This window comes from Bacillus sp. EKM501B, assembly GCF_011800505.1.
Lineage (GTDB): Bacteria > Bacillota > Bacilli > Bacillales > Bacillaceae_G > Bacillus_A > Bacillus_A cereus.
The window spans coordinates 16,776-39,456 of record NZ_JAALFZ010000020.1; the positions used below are offsets into that span (position 1 = coordinate 16,776).

Sequence of the window (22,681 nt, forward strand, 5' to 3'; positions counted from 1 at the left end):
TAGTGGATAGACTATTTTGAGAGTATCTTTTTTGCTTGTTAATTTGATCAGTATTTTTATTTTAAAATTTCTAATATTGTAATTTTATAATTCGGAATTTTGTAGAAAATCATCGGTCGTATTATTTATAATAAAAGTAAAAAGATGATGAGTTGGTGAAATGATGCAAAAGAAAAAACGTTGGCGTGAATTCTTTGGAACTATTGCAATTGCATGTTTATTGGTGTTTTTGGCGAAATTTTTTGTGTTTTTTCCGACGACTGTAAAAGGAGCATCTATGAGGCCAACGTTGCAAGATGGAGATAAGGTGATTGTTAATAAGTTAGCAAAACAATTTGAAAGCTATGGGAGAGAAGATATTATTGTTGTGAAAACAGATAATTTTTATGTCAAAAGAGTGATTGGATTGCCTGGAGATATAATTGAGATGAGAAATGATCAATTATATGTAAATTCTGAAGTGAAAGATGAAGAGTATTTGGATAGTAATAAAAAACAAGCAGAAAAAAAACTTATGAATTTAACAGAGGACTTTGGACCGATTACAGTTCCTAAAAATAAGATTTTTGTTATGGGAGATAATCGCTTAATAAGTAAAGATAGTAGAAATGGTTTAGGTTTTATTGATAGAGAAGATGTGTTAGGAAAGTTAGCAGGCATTTATTATCCGTTTGAACATATGAAAATAATAAAGTAAAAAAAACCAAGCAAATTTTAGTTTGCTTGGTTTTTTTGTTAAACAGTAGGAGATTCGTTTGATACAAAGATATCTTCATGTTTCTTTGTAGTACTTAAAACAAATTTATGTTGTAGTAATTGTAGTTTAAATAACGCCAAAGGATCATGATATGTTTCTGGATTGCTTCTTAGCGTCGCTAATGTTTGCTCGTCTTCCTGTATCTCAAGTTGAGCTGCATCTACATTTTGTTTCAATATATTAAGTGGATCTTTGAAGAACATCATGATATCACGTTCTAATGCACCTTCAAATACTTCAAATTGAAGGAAGAATTGTTTGGAAATTGTGTGAGCAATTTCTGTATAGTCTTCTGTTTCAATATATTGTTTATATTTGTTGGCGAGCATAGATTGGTTTTTTTGCATATTACCAAATAATTTTCCGGCACTTTTTAAGAAAAACTGTGTCGGTGTAAAGCGTAATAAAATATTGATGTTCGTTACTGTAATTCGATTTGTCATTCGTGCAACATCTCGATTCCAATCATCTAATAATTTGAAATCGCAAGGAAGTTTCATACGTTCTTCTTTATATAATTTATTAAACGTTTCACTCATTTCATCTAAATAAGCTTGAGCTTGAATAAATTCATTATGTGCTGTTTCAATCCATTCTTGAATAGACCCAGTAAATTTAGGAAGAAGTACCTGTTGTACATGCTTTTGAACACGTTCATTCATTGCAGCATTTAATTCTTCATGAACTAGTTTGAAATCACTATCTTCTTGAACAAGATCAGAGCAACTCTGTAATAATTCAGGAATTTGAGAATGTATATCTCGTGTAATTTCTTCTTTCGTTAAAAGATAGGATTCGGTAATAGAGCGAATTTTATCTTTTTCAAGAGCAGTAAGGTTATTAATAAATCCAGTAAGTTTCACCGAGATGTGTTTATTCCAGCGTACGGATTTTACTAATGTATTTTCTAATTCCACACGTTCATTTATGAGATAAGCAATTGTCTTTTGTGTAAACCATATTAGCTTTTCTATACGTTCTTTTTCTATATCGCGTTTTGCAAGATTAGAGAGAATAGATTCTGTTACATCTCCAAGTTGCTGGCTACTCTCTTGCGAAGGAGAGTATGGGAAGAATTGTGCATCTGGAAAATGTACTTTAAGTTTACTAATTAGTTTTTCATTAGTAGTCGTATTATTTGTGTGTAATACGAAGTGAATTTGTAAGTTTGGTACTTGTTCACGTAAATAAATTAATGTATCAATTTCTTTACTATGCAATGGTGAAGAAGAATTTAATACGTAAACAAGACTATCTGCTGCTTGTAAGTATTCAAAGTATGCATTGTTTTTATCCAATTGCTCTTGAATGGATGGTGTAAGAAGAAATGTAAACTTATTTTTTCTTAAAAACCTACTTGGTAGCTTAATTTCTATACATTTTTTCTCAAGTTCTGACTGAGCAGATGTAGCCGTTATTTGATGGAATTCATCAAGGTTAGGGATATTTCGTATATCTAACTCGGTAAATTCTGTTATTTCAGTTTGACTAGCGTCTTTAAATAGAATAGGAGTTGTTAAAGTTTCAGTTAAGATGTTCTCTCCCAATATTGAATTAACAAATGATGTTTTATCATGGTCACTAGTTCCAGCTATTAGTAGTGGTGTGACATTTAAATCACATAGTTCATGGACTAGTAGCGTAAATTGATGACTTAAATCTACATCATTTTTCTCAGCCCATACAGCGATTGTTTCGAATAAATGAGAAACTGTTTCCATATTTACATCTGCTTCAGCTGATGTATTAGAAAGTAAGGATCCAGCACTTTTTACGAGTAATGATTCTAAAGTTGTAGGTGAGACTTCATTCCATGCTAACACTGCTGCAGAGACAACTAGAGAATCTTTTGCTTTCGTTAAACTAAACCAATTTGTTAATAAATTTGGTACAAGTCCGTTTAATTCATGCATAAAATGATTTCCGGTAATTAATGCAAAGTATGTTTCTTGATAGCGAGTAGAAATTTCATTCCAATCGTCATTATTGTCTGTTTCAATATGCAAGAATAAATGATTAATACTTTGAATCCAAGGAAGGTATAAGGATTCATGTTGATAGCTATTCCAAAGAGCAATAACAAGCTCTTTAAATTGAGCTTGATCAACAGCATATAGAGCTTTTAAAGACTCATAGAAATATTCAGGCTTAATATTTTTTGTAAATCCTTTGTTTATGTAATTTATTAACGTATCAAACCAGTGTAAAGATTGTGTTCGAATACCTTCTTGAACAGCTAGTTCGATAGCGTTGTTCCAATCTTCTTGTTTTTCATAGAAAGAACGTGCAATTGCAGTAATATTTGGATAATCCGGTTGGAATGCAACAGCTTCACTAATCGTCTTAAAAGCGAGTCCTAAACGATCTTGTTCGATATAAAGAGAAAGAAGTTGTAAGGAAACCTCCATCGTAAGAGTTGTATCTTCCGTTTGAATAGATTGATAAATTTCTTCTGCCTTTGGTAAGAATCCTAGTTCAAAATAAGCATCTGCAATATTTTTTGTCGCCCAAAGTGCAAGAGCATTATTTACTTTTTCCCATTTAAATATAGCTGCTTCAAAATCTTTATTTTGATAATAAAATTCACCTTGAGCAAATCGAATATTAGAAATGTTGGAGAATTCATTTTTAGATTCATTTATATATGCTTCACCGAGTACTTCCGATGCAGGAGTAGAAGTTTCTTCTGTTAAAAATGTTTTATAGTAAACTTTTTGAATAAATTGATTTTCAATGGTCATGTTCGTTCCCCCCTGTATAATTTAGAAAAATGATGTCGTATGTAAAAGGGTGTATGTTCTTTTAATAGGTAGAAGTTGCATTATATAGACCAAACTATGTTTTTGCTAGATATATCATTTTTCTTGAGAGTTAAACCGTTGCGAAAAGTAACTTTCCTTTATTGTAACAAAAAAACACGCATATGAATTTTTATTTTTTATCGGGTTATTTGCGGGCAGTAAGAATCTAATCTCAAAATTGTTGAATGTAAGTAAGTTATGTGGGAGTCGGGATGTCTGTAGAAGCAAGATTGGCATAGGTTAATAATTAGTAGAGGATGAACAAAACTCCCACTGATTAAAGTTTCACTTTATCTCTGTTAAAGGAAAGAATAGAAGTAGAGTTCATTATAAAAACAATGTATAGTGAATATGTATACCATGTTTGCCTTAAAGATAGAAAGGGTACAATGTGGAATAACGATCGTGCATAGGATGTGTCTTCCGAATGGAACAACATATTGGCGAGTTAATCGCGCATTATGGCTATTTTGGAATTGTTATAGCTTTGGCTGGTGGTATTGTCGGATTACCGATACCAGACGAGTTTTTATTGACCTTTGTTGGTTATAATGTTTCAAAAGGAGTTATGTCAGGAACTGCTGCTTTTTTAAGTGGGATGGCTGGTGCGATGTTAGGGATCACGTTAAGCTACATATTAGGTTTAAAACTTGGGCTCCCTGTTTTAAAGAAATATGGGCCGAAAATTAGAATTAAAGAACATCACATTGAAAAAACACATATTTTATTTGAAAAATATGGGCCATTTCTTTTAATGATTGGTTATTTTATACCGGGAGTACGTCATTTAACGGCATATTTTGCTGGGGTATCAAATTTGACACTTTGGCGTTTTTGTTTGTACGCTTACGGTGGTGCGCTCATTTGGATAAGTGTTTTTATTGGGCTTGGCTGGAAGTTAGGCGAGAAGTGGCGCTTCGTTGAGTATAGTTTACATCATTATGGAATATGGATTTTATTAATTTCAGCAGTTGTTACATGTGTTGTATGGTTGTACATAAAGAAAAAGAAAAACCGCTAATAGCGGTTTTTTTAGCTGAAAGCAATAAATAATACACCAGCTGTAATAAAGACTACACCAACACCGGTCATAAAGTTTAACTTTTCACCGAGGATAATCATAGCGAGAATGATAGAAAATACGACGCTTAATTTATCGACAGGAGCTACTTGTGAAACCTTTCCTGTTTTGAGGGCAAGAAAATAAAATAGCCATGACGAAGCACCTGCAATCCCACTTAATGTGATAAATAGCAGTGCTTTTTTATTTAGCAGTACGTCGCCGATATTTTGAAATTTACCTTGTATGATAATAACGCCTATCATAAATAATGCCATAATAATAGATCGAATTGTTGTTGCAACGTTTGCATCGATTCCGTCTAAACCAAACTTTCCAAAAATAGATACAAGGGCAGCAGCAATTGCTGATAATAGTGCAAATAAGAGCCACGAACTCATAGTAAAATTCCTCCAATCTTACAGTATTATACATGAAAATGATTCTCATGTATAAAGTTGAAGCAATTGAGCTTTATAGGAAGTGCGACTTCAACTTAACTTCTTGCTCCACCTGAATTTTAAGGTGGGAGTTTTACTGCCTGCAAATAGTGGGCTAAATAACGAAATAATCCCCACCTTATATTTTTAATAAGGTGGGGATTATTATACTACTCTGCAATTTCCTCATATAAAAAGTACGTTACATTATAAATATGTTCTACTTCATCGTCTGTCATAAACAGTAATTCGTCACGCTCAATCCCTTTTTTCTTTTCAATAAACTCAATCATGTTTTTGCGTTCTTCTCTCTTCATCAATTTTATTTCTCCTCTCAATCTGTTTTAATACAGTTTATTTAAGTTACTGCTATTATATAACAGAATCTTTGGAAAGTTCCACCTATTTTATTATTTTTTTTAAAAGAACTTTTCGACAAAACAAGCCCACCTAAGGGGGGGCTTGTTTTATTTTATAGTCGTAAAAACTCAGGCTCCGTCGTACCCGCACCATCAATGTAATAAATTGTGTCGGGATTGATTTTGATCAATACGTAATTAGGGTCTTCAGGACCGAGTAACCAACGTTTTAAGCTATTATTCCAAAACTTGTTTTTTAATGTTGAGTCTTCCTCGATTGAAGCTAACCCTTCAACTTCAATATAATCTTCATCTAATTTTTTTCCTTCTCGTCCGAGTAGTACATGTACATTTGGATTTTTTTCGATATCTGTTATCTTTTTTGATTTTCGATCTGTTGCAACATATAGTACAAAATCTTCATGGAAAAACATCATAAAGGCGCTATGAGGTTTCTCGTTACGTACTGTAGATAATACACCAGTACGTTGTCCTTGAATAATAGTTGCAATTTTCTCTTTTAAGTGCATATTCTTTACCTCTTTTCCTAATTTATATTTTCTCTGTTTAAACAAGATAATTTAAATATCTTTCATACTGTTTTCTTTAAGTCGATTTTTTAAACGTAATCGTGATGAAATCGGACAAGTTAGGAGAAGAATAATAATAATATTGAGGAGAAATACATACGATGGAAGGATGAAAAGCATGTTTAATAAAATATTTCTTATAGTAGCACTTATAGGTGTACCACTATCTGTACTTGGCAAAACACTTCATTGGCCAGAAACAATTATGTTCGCTGTGTATTGTATTACGATTATCGCATTAGCTGGTTTTATGGGGAGAGCAACAGAGAGTTTAGCAATTGTTTCTGGTCCTAGAATAGGCGGATTATTAAATGCTACTTTCGGTAATGCTGTTGAACTTATCATTTCAATTTTTGCACTTCAAGCAGGGTTAATTGAAGTGGTGTTAGCTTCTTTAACCGGTTCTGTACTTGGAAATTTATTATTGGTAGGAGGGTTATCTTTCTTTGTTGGAGGTCTTAAATACAAAAGACAAAGTTTTAATGTATATGATGCAAGGCATAATTCAGCTTTATTAATATTTGCTGTTGTTGTGGCCTTTGTTATTCCAGAGATTTTTTCAATGAAGATGGACGCTGGCAAGACGTATCAATTAAGTATAGGTGTTTCTATTATTATGATTATCATGTACCTTGCTGCATTACTATTTAAGTTAGTTACGCACCGTGGTGTATATCAACATAAAAGTGACGAAGTAGCGCATGAAGAAGAGCCAGAGTGGTCGAAAGGGAAGGCGCTCCTTATTTTAGCGATAGCAACACTGGCAGTAGCTTATGTGTCAGAGACACTCGTACATACTTTTGAAACTGTTGCAAAGTCATTTGGCTGGTCAGAGTTATTTATAGGGGTTATTATCGTTGCAATTGTTGGGAATGCAGCGGAACATGCGTCTGCAATTATTATGGCTTATAAAAATAAAGTAAATATTGCAGTCGAAATTGCAATAGGCTCTACATTACAAATCGCCATGTTTGTTGCTCCTGTATTAGTATTGCTATCTATGTTCTTCGCGCAAAGGATGCCTTTAGTATTTACCATACCAGAACTTGTGTCTATGATTACAGCTGTTTTCTTAACGATTGCGATTTCAAATGATGGAGATACAAACTGGTTTGAAGGTGGCACTTTACTAGCGGCGTATGTCATTATGGGAATTGGTTTTTATTTATTATGAAAAATAGGCATAACAATTGCGCTCAGAGAAAACAATAAACGAAGTAGTATATATACCTACATAGGAAGGAGCCAGACAGGTGAAACGAGTATACAGCATATGTCTTTCAACTATGGTCTCGTTTATTTTATTATTTCCTAACATGAGTTTTGCAAAGACAACAGTAGGAACAAAAATGCCTTCATCTGTTTTAAATATTTCTAAAGACAATACATTTCCAAATGATGCGCAAGATTTACCGCGTTTACAGCCGAGTAAGTTTGCTCAAGAATTATTAAAAACAGCAAATATTAAAATTGAAAATCCGGACTTAATTCGAATGTTTAATGAAACGACAATTTCGAATGCGCCGCTTGCGGTAGGGTACCGAGCAAAGATTTATTTAGGGCAATGGGCTTTACATTATGAATCGATTGATACATCGGTTAATTGGGAATATAAACAAGTAAATCGCAATGTTTACGATAATCGCGGAGGAGACCGTTTATATCCACTTCGCTATAAGCAAGAAACACAAAAGACGGTTGAAGGCGATTTAACAGCAGATATGAAAGATGCTGCAGATGTGAAAAAAATGATGCTTCTCAAAGCACTTGAAAAAGTACAATTGCCGCTTTCATTTAAAACGACTATTGGTTATGGTACAGGGCATGAGCGTGTGTATAATATTAGTCCGAGTCAACTTGGATATTTATATGCTTATACACCAGCAGTAAATGAAAAAGGAAAAGTAACATTTGGAGAAGTATACCTTGTATTAAAAGGAAATCAAAAAAGGCTTGTTGTAAAAAATATTACTTCTCAAGGAATCGGTGCTGCTATCCCAATTCATGATTATTTGTATTTTAAATTCATTTCTTCTTCTCATTCGCAATAATATAAAAAACGTCAGCTTATAAGCTGACGTTTTTTTATAATGTAATATTTGCTGTTTTTGATAAGAAATCTTCTGTCGGATAGTAGCTGTTTTTTACAAGAACATTTGGTCCAAGACATTTTACTGCAGGACAGTGACAGCTTAATGATTTTGCTGTTTTTGAAGCGCTCCATTTTTCATACGCTTCTTGTAATGTGTTTGTTTGTATGTTTCCTAGAAGTGGAACATCACCAAAATCAGTAACGATAATATTGCCATCAAAAATATTTACATTTAAGCGTGAACGACCATCTGGATCGTTACGAACAGTTACATTTTTGCTCTCTTGTAACTTTTTAAATGTGGCAATGTCTCGCTCGTCATCGCTACAAGCATAGAAAGGTAAAGTTCCAAATAACATCCATACATTTTCATCGCGAATTTCTAGTAAATGCTCAATCGCATCACGAATTTCAGCTTTTGTTAAAATCTCTAGATTACTCGCGAAGTCACTTGGATACATTGGATGAACTTCATGACGTTTACAGCCCATCTCTTCGACGATTTGGCGGTGAATATGTTCAATATGTGGTAGAGTTCTTTTGTTTAGCATTGTTTCGGCAGATACAAGTACACCTGCATCTGATAGAGCCTTACTATTTGTAATCATTCTTTCGAATAATTTTGCACGTTGTTCGTAAGTAGGTTTACGCTCCATCATTGCAAATCCGCCTTCAACGAAGTCATCAATTGTTCCCCAGTTATGAGAGATATGCAATACGTCTAAATAAGGAATAATCTGTTCGTAACGTGCTAAATCTATAGTTAAGTTAGAGTTGATTTGAGTGCGAACGCCTCGTTCATGGGCATATTTTAAGAGTGGTGTTACATAGTTGTCGACGGATTTTTTTGAAAGCATAGGTTCGCCGCCAGTAATACTTAAAGAACGTAAATGAGGAATCTCATCTAATCGTTTTAATAAAAGATCCATCGGAAGCGGATTCGGGTCTTTCGGCTGTAACGTGTAACCAACAGCGCAATGCTCACAGCGCATATTGCATAACGTCGTCGTTGTAAACTCAACATTTGTTAATAGTAGTTTGCCGTACTCTTCAAGGTCCATATACGCTTCCCATGGATCGTAAGAAGGAGTAATCGGCTTCATTTTTTGTGATATCATCATATGAAATACTCCTTTGACTATTGAAATAACAATTTGTCCATTCTCTATAATAGAAGAATATGTGCTTTTTATAAAGTGAAACTTTTTAGCATGAAAAGAGAGAGGGCTTACATTATAGTGGATGACTGTGACAAAATTGATGAAATTTCATGCCCATAGCAATCGTTTTTGCGGTATAATAAAAGCAACTCGAATTAAAAGGAGAGTGCCTTCATGGGAAAAGCAATTCAAGATAAAGATACACAATTAGTATATTTAAAAGAACGTTTAAATATGTTCATTGAAGTAATTGATACAATTGAACCCGAAGAAGTAGAATTAGAAGATGTAGATCGTCTTCTTGCAATGTTAGATGAATTAGAATTAAAATGTGAGCAATTTAAAAAAGACGAATAATATATTAAAAAGGCTACCAATTCCAATTTGGTAGCCTTTTTCTGTTCGGGTAATAGAAGGACGATAGAAAAAGAGGTATAATCAAGTTGTGAAAAATTTCATTTATGCTCTAATAGCGTGAAATAAATAGCTAAAGAGCATAACAATTGAATTTTCAGCTCATAACGTTTTGGTAGCGTTCACAATTGAGGGGGAAGTAACAATGGAAAAGCTTCAAGAAAGCATGTATCAACTAATTGTTGAAACGTCAACGAACTTACCGAAAGATGTTCGTCGTGCGATTCAACAAGCGAAAGAGCGAGAAAATGCAGGGACTCGTTCTGCGATGGCACTTGGCACAATTACAAATAATATTAAAATGGCTGATGATAACATCTCGCCGATTTGCCAAGATACAGGGATGCCAACGTTTAAAATTTATACACCAGTTGGTGTGAATCAATTAAAGTTGAAGGAAGCTATCTATAATGCGCTTGAGCGGGCGACAAAAGATGGTAAACTTCGTCCCAATTCTGTTGATTCTCTTTTTGGAGATAATAGTGGAAATAATTTAGGACCAGGTACGCCGGTGATTAAGTTTGAACAATGGGAAAAAGATTATATTGATGCACGTTTAATCCTAAAAGGTGGTGGCTGTGAGAATAAAAATATTCAATATAGCTTACCGTGTGAACTAGAAGGACTTGGACGAGCTGGCCGTGATTTAGAAGGGATTCGTAAATGCCTTCTTCATGCAGTATATCAAGCACAAGGGCAAGGATGTAGCGCTGGTGTAATTGGTGTTGGTATCGGGGGAGACCGCACATCAGGTTATGAATTAGCAAAAAATCAATTATTCCGTACATTAGATGATGTCAATCCAGTACCAGAGTTACAACATCTTGAAGAGTACGTATTAGAAAATGCGAACAAGCTTGGCATTGGTACGATGGGATTTGGCGGAGAAACAACTTTACTTGGTTGTAAAATTGGCGTCTATAATCGTTTGCCAGCTAGTTTCTATGTATCTGTTGCGTATAATTGCTGGGCATATCGTCGCCTTGGTGTGAAAATCCATCCTGAAACAGGAGACATTATGGATTGGCTATATCAAGAAGGGGAAGATACACTTCAGCATGAAGTACAAGAAAAAACAGAGCAACGTGAGATTGTATTAGAAGCACCAATTACAGAAGAGCAAATTCGTGAACTTCGCGTTGGTGATGTTGTAACAATTAATGGCATGATGTATACAGGTCGTGACGCAATCCATAAGCATTTAATGGATAATGATTGTCCAGTAGATTTAAATGGACAAATTATTTACCACTGTGGTCCAGTTGTTGTGAAAGATGACAATGACAATTGGCAAATTAAAGCGGCAGGTCCAACGACAAGTATTCGTGAAGAACCGTACCAAGGCGATATTATGAAGAAATTCGGTATTCGCGCTGTCATTGGAAAAGGCGGTATGGGTGCGAAAACATTAGCGGCTTTAGAAGAACATGGCGGTGTATATTTAAACGCAATCGGTGGTGCAGCGCAATATTATGCTGAATGTATTAAAGAAGTGAAAGATGTTGATTTCTTACAATTTGGTATTCCAGAAGCAATGTGGCATTTACGTATCGACGGGTTTAAAGCAGTTGTAACGATGGACTCTCATGGTAATAGCTTACATGCAGATGTTGATAAAACATCACTTGAAAAATTAGCTAGCTTTAAAGAGCCAGTATTTAAGTAAATAAAAAATGCATCTCGAATGATTCGAGATGCATTTTTTTGGTATATATAGAAAAACATGTTCAGCATGAAAGAATGCGTTGCAACAGAAACTACAAGTACGATTATATATGGAAAGGAGACTATTTATGAAATATAAATGGTTATATATCGGTCTCATTTTTTCAATTATGATGGCACTTGTTCCAGTTTCAGCACTGGCTTATACAAATACTCCACATAACTGGGGAATCCCGCGTCCTAAAAATGAAACAGTACCAGATGCAGGAAAGTTATATACAGATTTACTACAAAAAAATGGCGGGTTTTATTTAGGAGATACGAAGAAAAAAGATATTTATTTGACATTTGATAATGGATATGAGAATGGATACACAGGGAAAATATTAGATGTATTAAAAGAGAAAAAAGTACCAGCAACTTTCTTTGTAACGGGACATTACATTAAAACACAAAAAGATTTATTGTTAAGAATGAAGGATGAAGGACACATTATTGGAAACCATTCTTGGAGTCATCCTGATTTTACAGCGGTAAATGATGAGAAACTTCGTGAAGAATTAACGAGTGTAACAGAAGAAATTAAAAAAGTAACTGGGCAAAAAGAAGTGAAATATGTACGTCCTCCGCGCGGTGTATTTAGTGAAAGAACGTTAGCTCTTACGAAAGAAATGGGCTATTATAATGTATTTTGGTCACTTGCATTTTTGGATTGGAAAGTGGATCAGCAAAGAGGATGGCAATATGCGCATAATAATGTTATGACGATGATTCATCCAGGATCTATTTTATTACTTCATGCAATATCAAAAGATAATGCAGAAGCACTTGCGAAAATCATTGATGATTTGCGCGAGAAAGGGTATCATTTTAAAAGTCTAGATGACTTAGTAAAAGGCAATCAACCGTAAGCATGTATGCTTACGGTTTTCTCATGCTATAATGATGTGTAAAAAGGATGGGGAAACGTATGTGGAGCGAGCATGTTACGTTAGAGTATCCGTATCATTTTGAAGAAGTATTAAAACGTTTATCTTTTGATCCTCTTAACGTCATTCAATTAGATGAGAAAGTTATTTATATCCCGCTTTGTATCGACGAGGAACAGGTTGTTGTTCGCTTACAAGGGATTGGTACTGTTCAAAATCCACAGTTTTGGATTTCTAGTCAGACAGGAGATCCAGAGAAAGTCATGAAACGAATGAGAGCCATTTTTCATTGGAATGAACCGCTTCAAGATATACAAAATCATTTTTTAAACACATCATTACGTCCACTATTTGAAACATATGCTTATACTCCAATTATTTTAGAATTTGATTATTTTGCTTGTCTGCTTCGCTGTATCATTCACCAACAAATAAATTTGAAATTTGCTACTGTGTTAACAGAACAATTTGTGAAACGGTATGGAACAGAGAAGAACGGTGTATTCTTTTTCCCCACTCCGGAAATAGTAGCAAATATTTCAATAGAAGAATTGAGAGAGCAGAAGTTTAGTCAGCGAAAGGCTGAATATATAGTAGGATTAGGTCGAAGTATTGTCAGTGGTACATTAAATTTAGCGAGTATAGAAAATGGGACGGAAGAAGACATTTCAGCACAATTGTTGCCAATTAGGGGAATTGGTGCATGGACAGTGCAAAACTTTTTAATGTTTGGGCTTGGACGGAAAAATATGTTCCCGAAAGCGGACATTGGGATTCAGCGTGCAGTGCAAGGTATATTTCAATTAGATGATAAACCTGATGATGCATTTTTAGAAAAATTGAAACAAGAGTGTGAACCATACTGCAGTTATGCAGCGTTATATTTATGGAAAAGTATAGAGTAGAGGTGTAATAATGATACAAAAGCAACATGAGAGTAAGTTGGAAGTTGGTCAAACGTTTCCTGTGACAATTAAACGTCTTGGGATTAACGGAGAAGGCGTTGGTTATTTTAAGAGACAAGTTGTTTTCATTCCAGGGGCATTACCAGGAGAAGAAGTTGTTGCAGAAACAACGAAAATTCAGCGTGGCTTCGCTGAAGCGAAAGTGAAAAAAGTTCGTAAAGCTTCACCGCATCGTGTGAAAGCACCGTGTCCAGTATATGAGGAGTGTGGCGGTTGTCAGCTGCAACATTTAGATTATAAAGAACAATTGAATCAAAAGCGTGATATCGTTGTACAAGCATTTGAGAAGTACATGAAAAATAGTATGGAAGAGAAAATTCGTCCAACGCTTGGCATGGAAAATCCATGGCATTATCGTAATAAGAGTCAATTACAAGTGGGGCGTAAAGACGAAAAGGTTATTACAGGGCTATATAAACAAAACTCACATCAGTTAATTGATATCGCTCACTGTATGATTCAACATAAAGCAACGAATGAAGCGACAAAAGTTGTAAGACGTATTTTAGAAAAATTAAATGTTTCTATTTACAATGAGAAAAAACAAAAAGGTTTAGTACGCACAATTGTAACACGTACTGCAGTTCAAACAGGTGAAGTACAAGTTACACTTATTACAACAAAAGAAGAATTACCAAATAAAGAACAATTTATTGCAGAAGTACAAAAACAGATGCCAGCGGTTAAATCAATTATGCAAAATGTAAACTGGCGTAAAACATCTGTTATTTTTGGCGACAAAACATTTAAATTAGCTGGAAAAGAAGTAATTCAAGAAACACTTGGTGATTTATCATTTGAATTATCAGCACGTGCGTTCTTCCAGTTGAATCCAGAGCAAACCGTTGTTTTATATAATGAAGCAAAAAAAGCCGCTGCGTTAACAGGCGATGAGAAAATTGTAGATGCGTATTGTGGCGTTGGTACAATCGGTCTTTGGCTTGCAAATGATGCAGCGGAAGTACGTGGTATGGATGTAATTCCAGAAGCGATTGCAGATGCAAGAAAAAATGCAAAGCGTCACGGATTTACAAATACGAAATATGAAGCAGGTAAAGCTGAACAATGGTTACCGAAATGGGTAAAAGAAGGATGGCGTCCAGATGTAATTGTTGTCGACCCACCACGTACAGGTTGCGATGATAAATTACTGGAAACAATTTTAAAAGTGAAGCCGAAACAAGTTGTGTACGTGTCTTGTAATCCTTCTTCATTAGCACGTGATGTACAAGCATTAATGAAGAGCTATGAAGTGGAGTATGTGCAACCAGTTGATATGTTCCCGCATACAGCTCACGTAGAAAATGTAGTGAAGCTTGTTAGAAAGTAAAGTTTATTAATATTCCCTCATGGTATGAGGGAATATTTTCTATGAAGGAGAATATTATGCATAATTATAAATTAACGATTCAGTACGATGGTGCACGTTTTAAAGGATGGCAACGTCTCGGTAATAACGATAATACAATTCAAGGAAAAATCGAAAGTGTCATATCTGAAATGGTCGGAAAAGAAATTGAAATTATTGGTTGTAGTAGAACAGACGCTGGTGTACATGCTTTGAATCAAGTTGCTAACTTTCAAAGTGATGAGAAGTTAGTGGAACATAAAGTGAAAAAATATTTAAATCAATATTTACCTAATGATATTAGCATTACGAATGTGGAAGAAGTACATGATCGTTTCCATGCTCGTTACAATTCTAAAGCAAAAACATATCTGTATAAAATTTGGAATGAAGAGCATACAAATCCATTTATGCGTAAATACAGCATGCATGTGAATAAAAAATTAAATGTGAAAAGCATGAAAGCAGCTGCGAAACATTTAATTGGTTCACATGACTTTACTGCTTTTTCAAATGCGAAATCAAAGAAAAAATCTATGGTTCGAGAAGTATATACACTTGATGTGATGGAAGAGGCAGGGTTTGTACAAATTAGAGTAAGTGGTAACGGCTTCCTTCATAATATGGTAAGAAAAATTGTCGGGGCATTAATTGAAGTTGGATTAGGACAATTAGATGCTGAAGCAATTCCAAACATTTTAGAGGAAAAGCAGCGCAATCAAATTAATTGTCTTGCTGAGGCAAGTGGGTTGTATTTAGAGAATGTTGAGTTTTAATGGCAAATAAAAAAATCGGGCTAAGTAGCTCGATTTTTTTTGTATTACGAAGATTTCTCGTTTTTTATACGTAGCTTCAAATTCCAAAAAGCAGCAAGCATAATAGCTGCAAAGGAGCCACTAATTGTTGCTAATAGCTTTGCATAAGGAAAGCTACTCATATCACCATTAATGAATAACATTATACATAGAACAGCAGGGAGAAGGTATAAGTAGTGTAATAACTTTAATTTTTTATCATTACTCATATATATAGCCCTTTCTAGCATGTTATATGTTTATTATAACATATTTTACCAAGTTATTTTTTGCACTTGGAGACATGTTTATTTCATATGTGTAAATGCAGTTTTTTAATTCGATATTGTAAGTTTTGCCTACTTAATCCTAAAAATTTTGCAGCTTGTGAGATGTTGCCATGATGTTCTTTAAGAATTTGGTTAATGTAGTTCTTTTCCATTTTTTCTATTGTGTGTTTTAAAGTTTTAGGTGCATCAGTATTGTGATTAGTTAGTGCATGTTGCATATTGAATTCTGTTTTTATTCGTTCACGAAAGCGAGTAGGCATATGAAACGCTGTAATGATGGTTTCATCTTCTATCAAGTTCATGGAACCTTCAATTATATGTTCCAACTCCCGTACGTTTCCAGGCCAATCGTATGCATAGAAAAATTCTCTTACATTTACATCTACATCGGTTACATTGAGCCCAAATTGAGTATTATATTTTTCAATAAAGTGCTGAACAAGATCTGGAATATCTTCTTTTCTTTCACGTAAAGGCGGAAGACATAAAGTAACGACGCTTAATCGATAATATAAGTCTTCTCTTAATCGATTATGTGCGATGGCTTCGAAAGGATCTTCATTGATAGTTGCTATAATACGAACATCAATTTCTTTTTCGTGTGTGCCTCCGATTCTTCGTATTGTTTTTTCTTGTATAGCTCGTAGTAACTTCGCTTGAAGTGCTGGACTTAATGAGTTGATTTCATCTAATAACAAAGTTCCTCCGTTCGCTTCTTCGAATAAGCCTGATTTATCTATTGCTCCTGTAAAGGCACCTCGATTTGTGCCAAATAGTAGGCTTTCCATTAAGGTATCAGGTATAGCGGCACAGTTTTGTGAAATAAAGGGTTTGGTTGAACGCTGACTTTCATTATGGATGCTTTGTGCAAATAGTTCTTTACCAGTGCCTGTTTCCCCTACGAGAAGTATGGAGGAAGATGTACGAATTACTCTTTTTCCTTCTGTAATGATTGATTGAATGGCTTCAGAATCACCAATTATGTGATCAAAGGTAAATTTAGTGCTTTGTTTTCGAGAAGGACTTATTTTTATCGTTTGTTTTAAGTTACTAATTTCTTTTGATATTTCAATAGCGCCTTTAATTTTTCCATTTTCTATTATAGGGAAAGTATCGTTAATCGTTGTAATTTCTTGTCCTTTATTGTTAAAATACGTTTGTTTTATATTTTTCTTTGTTTTTCCAAATTTTAATGCCTCTATAAGAGTACTATTTTTATTTTCTTCAAATGCAAATATTTCTAAAGGACTTTTATATAATACATCTAAGCGATCCATTGATTCAATTTCCATCATTTTGCGGTTATAGACAATCGTTTTACTTTCCTCATTAATAATATGAATCCCGATATCGAGTTCATTGAGTAAAGTTTCATATAGCATATTCATTTCAATAATTTGTTTGAAATTAATTTCTTCTGTATGCATGTAACATCTTCTCCTCATTTCACCCTATGAAGACTGACTTTTTATAATTTTATTAAAATTCTTATAAAATCGCAAAAAATTTTTGCTATTTTTCGTTTAAAACTTTTTAAATGATCGAAAAATTTTGCGGTTGTGCACATTTTTTTGTATGAAACTCTCATTTAATACATGAATTAGAGACTTGGTACGTATTTTGCATAAATAATATTCGAAATCTCTAGAGGGGAGAATATGACTTTTTACAGGATATACAACGTTTTGGTGTCAATTAATAAGAGGGAGGAATTTATAAAGTGAAGACAGTTATAGAAGGTGTGTATAGTCCTTGTTATGGAAAAGTAGAGAAGTTATTTGTGACGGAAAGTTCTTACGTATACGAGTGGGAGAAATTAGCATTAATTGAAACAATAGATAAACAGAAAGTAGAAATTAAGATAGGGATCAGTGGTTATATTGAATCATTAGAAGTAGTAGAAGGACAAGCTATTGCTGATCAAAAATTATTAATAACAGTAAGGGATGACCTTTTAGTAACAGGCAGTGATTAATGTAAGTGACGTGTATTTTTGCTCTTTTAAATCATTATTTTTACACTGAATACTTTTAAAAACGCTTACATTAAATGGGTTGGCAAAGTGAAAAGGGGGGATTTATATGATGGATCAAAACCAAGGATTAAAAAGAGAATTGAAAAGTAGGCACATATTTATGATTGCACTCGGTGGAGTTATTGGTACAGGACTTTTTTTAGGGTCAGGTTATACGATTCATGAGGCTGGACCTGGAGGAGCAATTGTAGCGTATCTTGTCGGTGGATTTGTAATGTATTTAACGATGCTCTGTCTTGGAGAATTAGCTGTTGCGATGCCTGACGCAGGGTCTTATCAAACGTATGCGACAAAGCATATTTCCCCTGCAGCAGGTTATGTAGTGGGATGGATGTCGTGGTTAAACTGGTCTGCTACGATAGGTATTGAATTAATTGCAGTTAGTATTTTGATGAAACGTTGGTTTCCTGATGTACCGTCATGGATTTGGTGTGTAGCGTTTGCGGTGCTTCTCTTTGCTATCAATGCATTATCTTCAAGAAGTTTTGCAGAAGTTGAATTTTGGTTTGCAAGTATTAAAGTAATTACAATCATTGCATTTATTATTTTGGGCGGGGCAGCAATGTTTGGTTTTCTAGATATGAAAGGAAATGAACCAGCACCAATGTTCTCTAGTTTTACTGATTATGGTGGATTGTTTCCAAATGGATTATCCGCTATTTTAATTACGATGATTGCTGTTAATTTTTCCTTCCAAGGAACAGAACTAGTCGGTATTGCAGCAGGTGAGAGTGAAAATCCAGAAAAAACAATCCCAAAGGCAATTAATAATACAGTTTGGCGTATACTCGTGTTCTTTGTATTATCTATTTTCATTCTTGCAGGATTATTCCCATGGCAGCAAGCAGGAGTGATAGAAAGTCCATTCGTAGTTGTATTTGATAAAATTGGTATTCCTTATGCAGCTGATATTATAAACTTCGTTATTATTACAGCGGTACTATCCGTTGCGAATTCAGGATTATATGCAACTTCTCGTATGCTATGGTCTATGTCTAATCAAGGAATGATTAGTCCGATTTTTGGTAAGTTATCTAAAAACGGTGTTCCTATTTATGCATTGATTGTAAGCACAATTGTAGGTTGTCTCTCATTATTATCAGGTATTTATGCGGAAGATACAGTTTATTTATGGCTGCTTTCTATCGCTGGATTTGGAGCGATACTAGTTTGGGCATCTATTGCTCTATCTAACTTATTAGCTAGAAGGTCATACATAAAGCAGGGCGGGGATGTCAAAGACCTGAAATTTAAAACACCGCTGTATCCATTCGTACCACTGCTTGCGTTAGTATTAAATGTAACAGTAATCGTTGGCATGGCCTTTATTCCAGAACAAAGAATGGCATTGTATTGTGGTATTCCATTTATGATTGTTTGTTTACTGTTTTATCGTGCTACAAGAAATAAGGGAAGTAATGTAGAGCATATTGAAAAGACAAATATAACGGAAGTAGAGAGTTTATAATAGTGATCAATTAGGAGACTGTAAAATTGTAAACAGTCTCTTTTTTTGTGAAAATAAAGCTGGAAACATACTATGTATGCAAAGGGGAATTAGCGATGAATCGAGAAATTTCGCAGTTGTTAAAACAAATAGATTCAAGGAAAGAGGAATTGTTAGAACTTACAAAAACATTAATTCGTTTTGAAACACCAGCACCGCCAGCGAGAAATACAAATGAAGCGCAAGAATTTGTTGCAGAGTTTTTAAGAAAACGAAATTTTAGTATTAATAAATGGGATGTATATCCGAATGATCCGAACGTTGTTGGGGTAAAAAAAGGAATAAAAAGTGACTCATATAAAAGTCTTATTATTAATGGGCATATGGATGTAGCTGAAGTGTCAGCAGATGAGGCGTGGGAAACAGATCCATTTGATCCATTTATAAAAGATGGCTGGTTAGTTGGACGTGGCGCAGCAGATATGAAAGGTGGGCTGGCTGGAGCGCTATTTGCCATTCAACTTTTACAAGAAGCTGGTATTGAATTACCTGGAGATTTAATCTTTCAATCAGTAATAGGGGAAGAAGTTGGAGAGGCAGGAACACTTCAATGCTGCAGGCGAGGTTACGATGCTGATTTTGCAGTCGTAGTGGATACGAGTGATTTGCATATGCAAGGGCAAGGTGGTGTCATTACTGGATGGATTACAGTGAAAAGTCCGCAAACGTTTCATGATGCAACGCGCAGACAAATGATCCATGCTGGAGGACGTTTATTTGGAGCGAGTGCGATTGAAAAAATGATGAAAATTGTGCAGAGCTTACAAGAATTAGAGCGTCACTGGGCAGTCATGAAAACATATGAAGGCTATCCATCTGGAACAACAACAATTAATCCAGCTGTTATTGAGGGGGGAAGGCATGCGGCGTTTATTGCGGATGAGTGCCAGTTATGGATAACAGTGCACTTCTATCCGAACGAAACACATGAACAAATAATAAAAGAAATTGAAGAATATATTGGAAAGGTAGCAGCTGCCGATCCATGGTTAAGTGAAAATCCGCCACAATTTAAGTGGGGCGGAGAATCAATGATTGTAGATCGTGGTGAAATTTTCCCTTCATTAGAAGTAGATAGGGAACATGCAGCTGTAAAAAAACTTAGCTCAGTACACGAGTCTATTTTATCAAAAAATGCAATTTTAGATATGTCTGCAACGGTAACTGATGGCGGTTGGTTTAGTGAGTTTCATATTCCAGCGATTATATATGGACCAGGTACATTAGAAGAAGCACATTCTGTAAATGAGAAAGTTGAAATTGAACAGTTAATTGAATTTACAAAAGTAATAACAGCATTTATATATGAATGGTGCCACACGAAAAAATAGATTTGTATAGTAAAATCATACGAGTATGTATACTTGTACGATTTTTTAGTGAACTATTTCAGAGGTGAAAATAAACAACTGAAATAGTTCTTTATTTTGCTATGTCTTTCGTTTTATTTCAAGTAATTTCTCTTTTGCTAATTCAACGGCGATCGCATCATCTAAATAGCCAATTGGAAAGAGATAGTCGGGAATAATATCTGTCGATAAAATGAAATAAAGTAATGCGCTTCCAAGAACTGCACGTTCTTCTTTTGAAATGGTTTCATTGCAAAATTGTTGATACATATCTGTTAATTGTTCAATAAAAGGACCAGCACTATCAATTTGCTCTAATTTGCTTGCGAAACTGTCATGAATACGTTTTTCGCCTTCTGTTGTCTGGGCATAGCGTTCGTAATTTTCGAGTTCTTGTTTTACGCGAGTTGTAGTGTAATCGAAATCGAATAAGTTAGAGGATTGCAGCGTTTGCTGAATGGTATCAAGAGATGTGTACATATCTGTTTTTTCTTTATTAATGTGAGGAGAATCAGGGTACATTTCATCAAATAACAATTGGGGTGGAACTTGAAGACATTCTGCAAATTTTTGTAGATGTTTTTGTTTTGGCGGTTGTTTACCATTAATAATTCTTGAGACTGTTGCAGGATCAATATTTGTAAGTATTCCTAGTTGGCGCATAGATAAGGCGCGTTCTTTTAAAAGTTTTTTTATTAATTTGCCAAGCCGATCATTCGGGTTTTCATTAGCCATAGTGTAGGCACTCCTTTTTTAGTGTTGAAAAAATATTGAGCATTTATTACAAGTATATGAAACAGACAGGCACAGTTGCTCAACATTTTCATAATATGCATTGAAAAGTGAGAAAAAGGGGTGACTATTTATGAGTACGGTAGGCTTATTTTCAATTTTTTTAATCGGGATCGCTTCTAATTTAGATAATGCAGGTGTTGGAATTGCATATGGCATTCGTAAAATTCGTATTTCGTGGTTTAACAATTTTATCATCGCATTCTTTGGATTTTTATTTACTTTACTAGCTGGATTTTTTGGAAACTGGATTGCGTTATTTATTTCAGAGTTTACAGCAAATCTGATTGGAGCAATCGTTTTAGGGATAATCGGTGTGTTTATTTTATGTCAGCCTTTCTTGGGCCAAAAAAATACTGCAGGTTCTAAAGATGATAATGTACTTATGGGAATTTTACGTGATCCGGAAAAAGCAGATTTTGATGGTTCTAAAACAATTAGTTTCTCAGAAGCAATTGTTTTAGGAGTTGCGTTGTCTATTAATAATATTGCAGGTGGATTTGATGCAGGGGTAACAAATTTAAATCTTTGGCTTACAGCGACTATTTCTGGGGTGTTTAGTTTTATTTGTATTAGTGGTTTTGCGTATGTAGGAAAACGATTTTTAGCAGAATACTTAGGGAAATGGGCGACAGTTATCGCAGGAGTGTTATTAATTCTTATTGGGATCGATCAGTTGTTGTAAGGAGAGTAGAAAACAAGGTTCGAGTATTTCCTTGGAAATACAGCAAGAGATTGCATATATTGACGTAATTTTCTCCATACTAATACGGATTTCTTTTAAGAAAGGGGGATTTGTATGGGACGCGGGAAAGCATTTGATCATAAGAAAAAAGGGCATGATCATCAACCACCTAAAGGTGCGTTCATTCATAAAGATGTAAATGAACATACTTTGGAAGAGGAAGAGCTACCAGTAAATATTGAGGCGTATAAAAATAGTTTAAAAAAACATTAAAAGCACCTACATAGGTGCTTTTTTACCGTATATCTTCAATTAATTGTTCGGATTCTTCATGCATACTGTACTCACTTAATACTTGAATGCAAAGCCACTTTAATTCCTCAATCGTATGCTCAAGTTCTTCAGGAAGCACATGATAAATGTCTTCAAGTCCCATCCCGAAATGAATAAGTTCAAGTACTTGATCATCGATGTTCCGATCCATTAATAATTCAAGTACTTCTAAATTGAATATGTATCGGTGAGCTTCGTCGAGTGAAACAACTTTTAACTTCAAGCTTTCTACAATACTCAATATAAAAAGAAGGATTGTTTTTTCAAGAACAGGTTGTTTTCCCATTTGAAATATTAGTTTCATCTTTCACACCTC

General features: G+C 34.5%; 24 protein-coding genes. 15 read left to right on the top strand and 9 right to left on the bottom strand.

Going from position 1 to position 22,681, the window contains the following annotated elements; translation table 11 throughout:
• Positions 1 to 160: 160 nt before the first annotated feature.
• Positions 161 to 697, top strand: a complete 537-nt coding sequence (gene lepB / locus HFD78_RS24465) for a signal peptidase I (protein WP_000983302.1) — start codon at positions 161 to 163, stop codon at positions 695 to 697.
• A gap of 38 nt (positions 698 to 735) precedes the next feature.
• On the opposite strand, the gene HFD78_RS24470 is transcribed toward lepB, so the two are convergent.
• Positions 736 to 3,498: a tetratricopeptide repeat protein gene (locus tag HFD78_RS24470; protein ID WP_000151409.1), complete on the bottom strand. Its 2,763-nt coding sequence runs from the start codon at positions 3,496 to 3,498 to the stop codon at positions 736 to 738.
• A 487-nt stretch (positions 3,499 to 3,985) separates the two neighbouring features.
• On the opposite strand from HFD78_RS24470, the gene HFD78_RS24475 reads away from it, so the two are divergent.
• Positions 3,986 to 4,579: a DedA family protein gene (locus tag HFD78_RS24475; RefSeq protein WP_000434878.1), complete on the top strand. Its 594-nt coding sequence runs from the start codon at positions 3,986 to 3,988 to the stop codon at positions 4,577 to 4,579.
• A gap of 11 nt (positions 4,580 to 4,590) precedes the next feature.
• Here HFD78_RS24475 and HFD78_RS24480 read toward each other — a convergent pair whose 3' ends face one another.
• The 3 genes from HFD78_RS24480 to HFD78_RS24490 form a co-directional block, all read right to left on the bottom strand.
• Complete coding sequence (locus tag HFD78_RS24480; RefSeq protein ID WP_000100295.1) at positions 4,591 to 5,019, bottom strand: EamA family transporter; 429 nt, start codon at positions 5,017 to 5,019, stop codon at positions 4,591 to 4,593.
• Positions 5,020 to 5,228: 209 nt separating this feature from the next.
• The gene (locus HFD78_RS24485) at positions 5,229 to 5,375 is read right to left on the bottom strand and encodes a BH0509 family protein (RefSeq protein WP_000817786.1); all 147 of its coding nucleotides are present in this window, start codon (positions 5,373 to 5,375) and stop codon (positions 5,229 to 5,231) included.
• A gap of 155 nt (positions 5,376 to 5,530) precedes the next feature.
• The gene (locus tag HFD78_RS24490) at positions 5,531 to 5,947 is read right to left on the bottom strand and encodes a pyridoxamine 5'-phosphate oxidase family protein (protein WP_000550211.1); all 417 of its coding nucleotides are present in this window, start codon (positions 5,945 to 5,947) and stop codon (positions 5,531 to 5,533) included.
• A gap of 178 nt (positions 5,948 to 6,125) precedes the next feature.
• Between HFD78_RS24490 and cax the strand changes: the two genes are divergently transcribed.
• Both cax and HFD78_RS24500 read left to right on the top strand, forming a co-directional pair.
• Positions 6,126 to 7,181 (top strand): calcium/proton exchanger, encoded by a 1,056-nt coding sequence (gene cax, locus HFD78_RS24495; RefSeq protein ID WP_000482134.1) that lies wholly within the window; start codon positions 6,126 to 6,128, stop codon positions 7,179 to 7,181.
• 79 nt (positions 7,182 to 7,260) lie between these two features.
• Positions 7,261 to 8,058, top strand: a complete 798-nt coding sequence (locus HFD78_RS24500) for a YfkD famly protein (RefSeq protein ID WP_033667871.1) — start codon at positions 7,261 to 7,263, stop codon at positions 8,056 to 8,058.
• 34 nt (positions 8,059 to 8,092) lie between these two features.
• On the opposite strand, the gene yfkAB is transcribed toward HFD78_RS24500, so the two are convergent.
• Positions 8,093 to 9,220 (bottom strand): radical SAM/CxCxxxxC motif protein YfkAB, encoded by a 1,128-nt coding sequence (gene yfkAB / locus HFD78_RS24505; RefSeq protein WP_000973550.1) that lies wholly within the window; start codon positions 9,218 to 9,220, stop codon positions 8,093 to 8,095.
• Positions 9,221 to 9,433: 213 nt separating this feature from the next.
• On the opposite strand from yfkAB, the gene HFD78_RS24510 reads away from it, so the two are divergent.
• The 6 genes from HFD78_RS24510 to truA all read left to right on the top strand — a co-directional run bounded on the left by HFD78_RS24510 (position 9,434) and on the right by truA (position 15,356).
• The gene (locus HFD78_RS24510) at positions 9,434 to 9,616 is read left to right on the top strand and encodes an SE1561 family protein (protein ID WP_000513558.1); all 183 of its coding nucleotides are present in this window, start codon (positions 9,434 to 9,436) and stop codon (positions 9,614 to 9,616) included.
• Positions 9,617 to 9,818: 202 nt separating this feature from the next.
• The gene (fumA, locus tag HFD78_RS24515) at positions 9,819 to 11,339 is read left to right on the top strand and encodes a class I fumarate hydratase (RefSeq protein ID WP_000413520.1); all 1,521 of its coding nucleotides are present in this window, start codon (positions 9,819 to 9,821) and stop codon (positions 11,337 to 11,339) included.
• A gap of 127 nt (positions 11,340 to 11,466) precedes the next feature.
• Positions 11,467 to 12,249 (top strand): delta-lactam-biosynthetic de-N-acetylase, encoded by a 783-nt coding sequence (pdaA, locus tag HFD78_RS24520; protein WP_000875956.1) that lies wholly within the window; start codon positions 11,467 to 11,469, stop codon positions 12,247 to 12,249.
• A gap of 59 nt (positions 12,250 to 12,308) precedes the next feature.
• On the top strand, positions 12,309 to 13,172 hold the full coding sequence (locus HFD78_RS24525) for a DNA-3-methyladenine glycosylase family protein (protein WP_000269425.1): 864 nt from the start codon (positions 12,309 to 12,311) through the stop codon (positions 13,170 to 13,172).
• Between the two features lie 10 nt (positions 13,173 to 13,182).
• The gene (gene rlmD / locus HFD78_RS24530; protein ID WP_000615200.1) at positions 13,183 to 14,562 is read left to right on the top strand and encodes a 23S rRNA (uracil(1939)-C(5))-methyltransferase RlmD; all 1,380 of its coding nucleotides are present in this window, start codon (positions 13,183 to 13,185) and stop codon (positions 14,560 to 14,562) included.
• Positions 14,563 to 14,618: 56 nt separating this feature from the next.
• The gene (gene truA, locus HFD78_RS24535) at positions 14,619 to 15,356 is read left to right on the top strand and encodes a tRNA pseudouridine(38-40) synthase TruA (RefSeq protein ID WP_000553117.1); all 738 of its coding nucleotides are present in this window, start codon (positions 14,619 to 14,621) and stop codon (positions 15,354 to 15,356) included.
• A gap of 44 nt (positions 15,357 to 15,400) precedes the next feature.
• Here the strand turns inward: truA and HFD78_RS24540 are convergent, their stop codons facing one another.
• Together HFD78_RS24540 and HFD78_RS24545 are read right to left on the bottom strand one after the other, a co-directional pair.
• Positions 15,401 to 15,604 carry a hypothetical protein gene (locus tag HFD78_RS24540; RefSeq protein WP_000063853.1) on the bottom strand — a complete coding sequence of 68 codons (204 nt, stop codon included), beginning with the start codon at positions 15,602 to 15,604 and terminating at the stop codon, positions 15,401 to 15,403.
• Positions 15,605 to 15,687: 83 nt separating this feature from the next.
• Complete coding sequence (locus tag HFD78_RS24545; RefSeq protein WP_000556689.1) at positions 15,688 to 17,091, bottom strand: sigma-54 interaction domain-containing protein; 1,404 nt, start codon at positions 17,089 to 17,091, stop codon at positions 15,688 to 15,690.
• Between the two features lie 293 nt (positions 17,092 to 17,384).
• Between HFD78_RS24545 and HFD78_RS24550 the strand changes: the two genes are divergently transcribed.
• The 3 genes from HFD78_RS24550 to HFD78_RS24560 all read left to right on the top strand — a co-directional run bounded on the left by HFD78_RS24550 (position 17,385) and on the right by HFD78_RS24560 (position 20,537).
• Positions 17,385 to 17,639 (top strand): biotin/lipoyl attachment domain-containing protein, encoded by a 255-nt coding sequence (locus tag HFD78_RS24550; protein WP_000859489.1) that lies wholly within the window; start codon positions 17,385 to 17,387, stop codon positions 17,637 to 17,639.
• A gap of 106 nt (positions 17,640 to 17,745) precedes the next feature.
• Entirely contained in the window at positions 17,746 to 19,167 is a 1,422-nt protein-coding gene (locus tag HFD78_RS24555) for an amino acid permease (RefSeq protein ID WP_000969240.1), read from the top strand.
• Positions 19,168 to 19,262: 95 nt separating this feature from the next.
• A complete protein-coding gene (locus HFD78_RS24560) occupies positions 19,263 to 20,537 on the top strand; it encodes an acetylornithine deacetylase (RefSeq protein ID WP_001078357.1) in 1,275 nt (424 codons plus the stop codon).
• A 99-nt stretch (positions 20,538 to 20,636) separates the two neighbouring features.
• Here HFD78_RS24560 and HFD78_RS24565 read toward each other — a convergent pair whose 3' ends face one another.
• A complete protein-coding gene (locus HFD78_RS24565; RefSeq protein ID WP_001262772.1) occupies positions 20,637 to 21,290 on the bottom strand; it encodes a DUF1232 domain-containing protein in 654 nt (217 codons plus the stop codon).
• Between the two features lie 130 nt (positions 21,291 to 21,420).
• Here HFD78_RS24565 and ytaF point away from each other — a divergent pair, with 130 nt between their 5' ends.
• Together ytaF and HFD78_RS24575 are read left to right on the top strand one after the other, a co-directional pair.
• On the top strand, positions 21,421 to 22,032 hold the full coding sequence (gene ytaF / locus HFD78_RS24570; RefSeq protein WP_000108728.1) for a sporulation membrane protein YtaF: 612 nt from the start codon (positions 21,421 to 21,423) through the stop codon (positions 22,030 to 22,032).
• 114 nt (positions 22,033 to 22,146) lie between these two features.
• Positions 22,147 to 22,305 carry a hypothetical protein gene (locus tag HFD78_RS24575; protein ID WP_000532409.1) on the top strand — a complete coding sequence of 53 codons (159 nt, stop codon included), beginning with the start codon at positions 22,147 to 22,149 and terminating at the stop codon, positions 22,303 to 22,305.
• Positions 22,306 to 22,327: 22 nt separating this feature from the next.
• Here HFD78_RS24575 and HFD78_RS24580 read toward each other — a convergent pair whose 3' ends face one another.
• Positions 22,328 to 22,669 (bottom strand): DUF3969 family protein, encoded by a 342-nt coding sequence (locus tag HFD78_RS24580; protein WP_000766604.1) that lies wholly within the window; start codon positions 22,667 to 22,669, stop codon positions 22,328 to 22,330.
• Positions 22,670 to 22,681 lie beyond the last annotated feature (12 nt).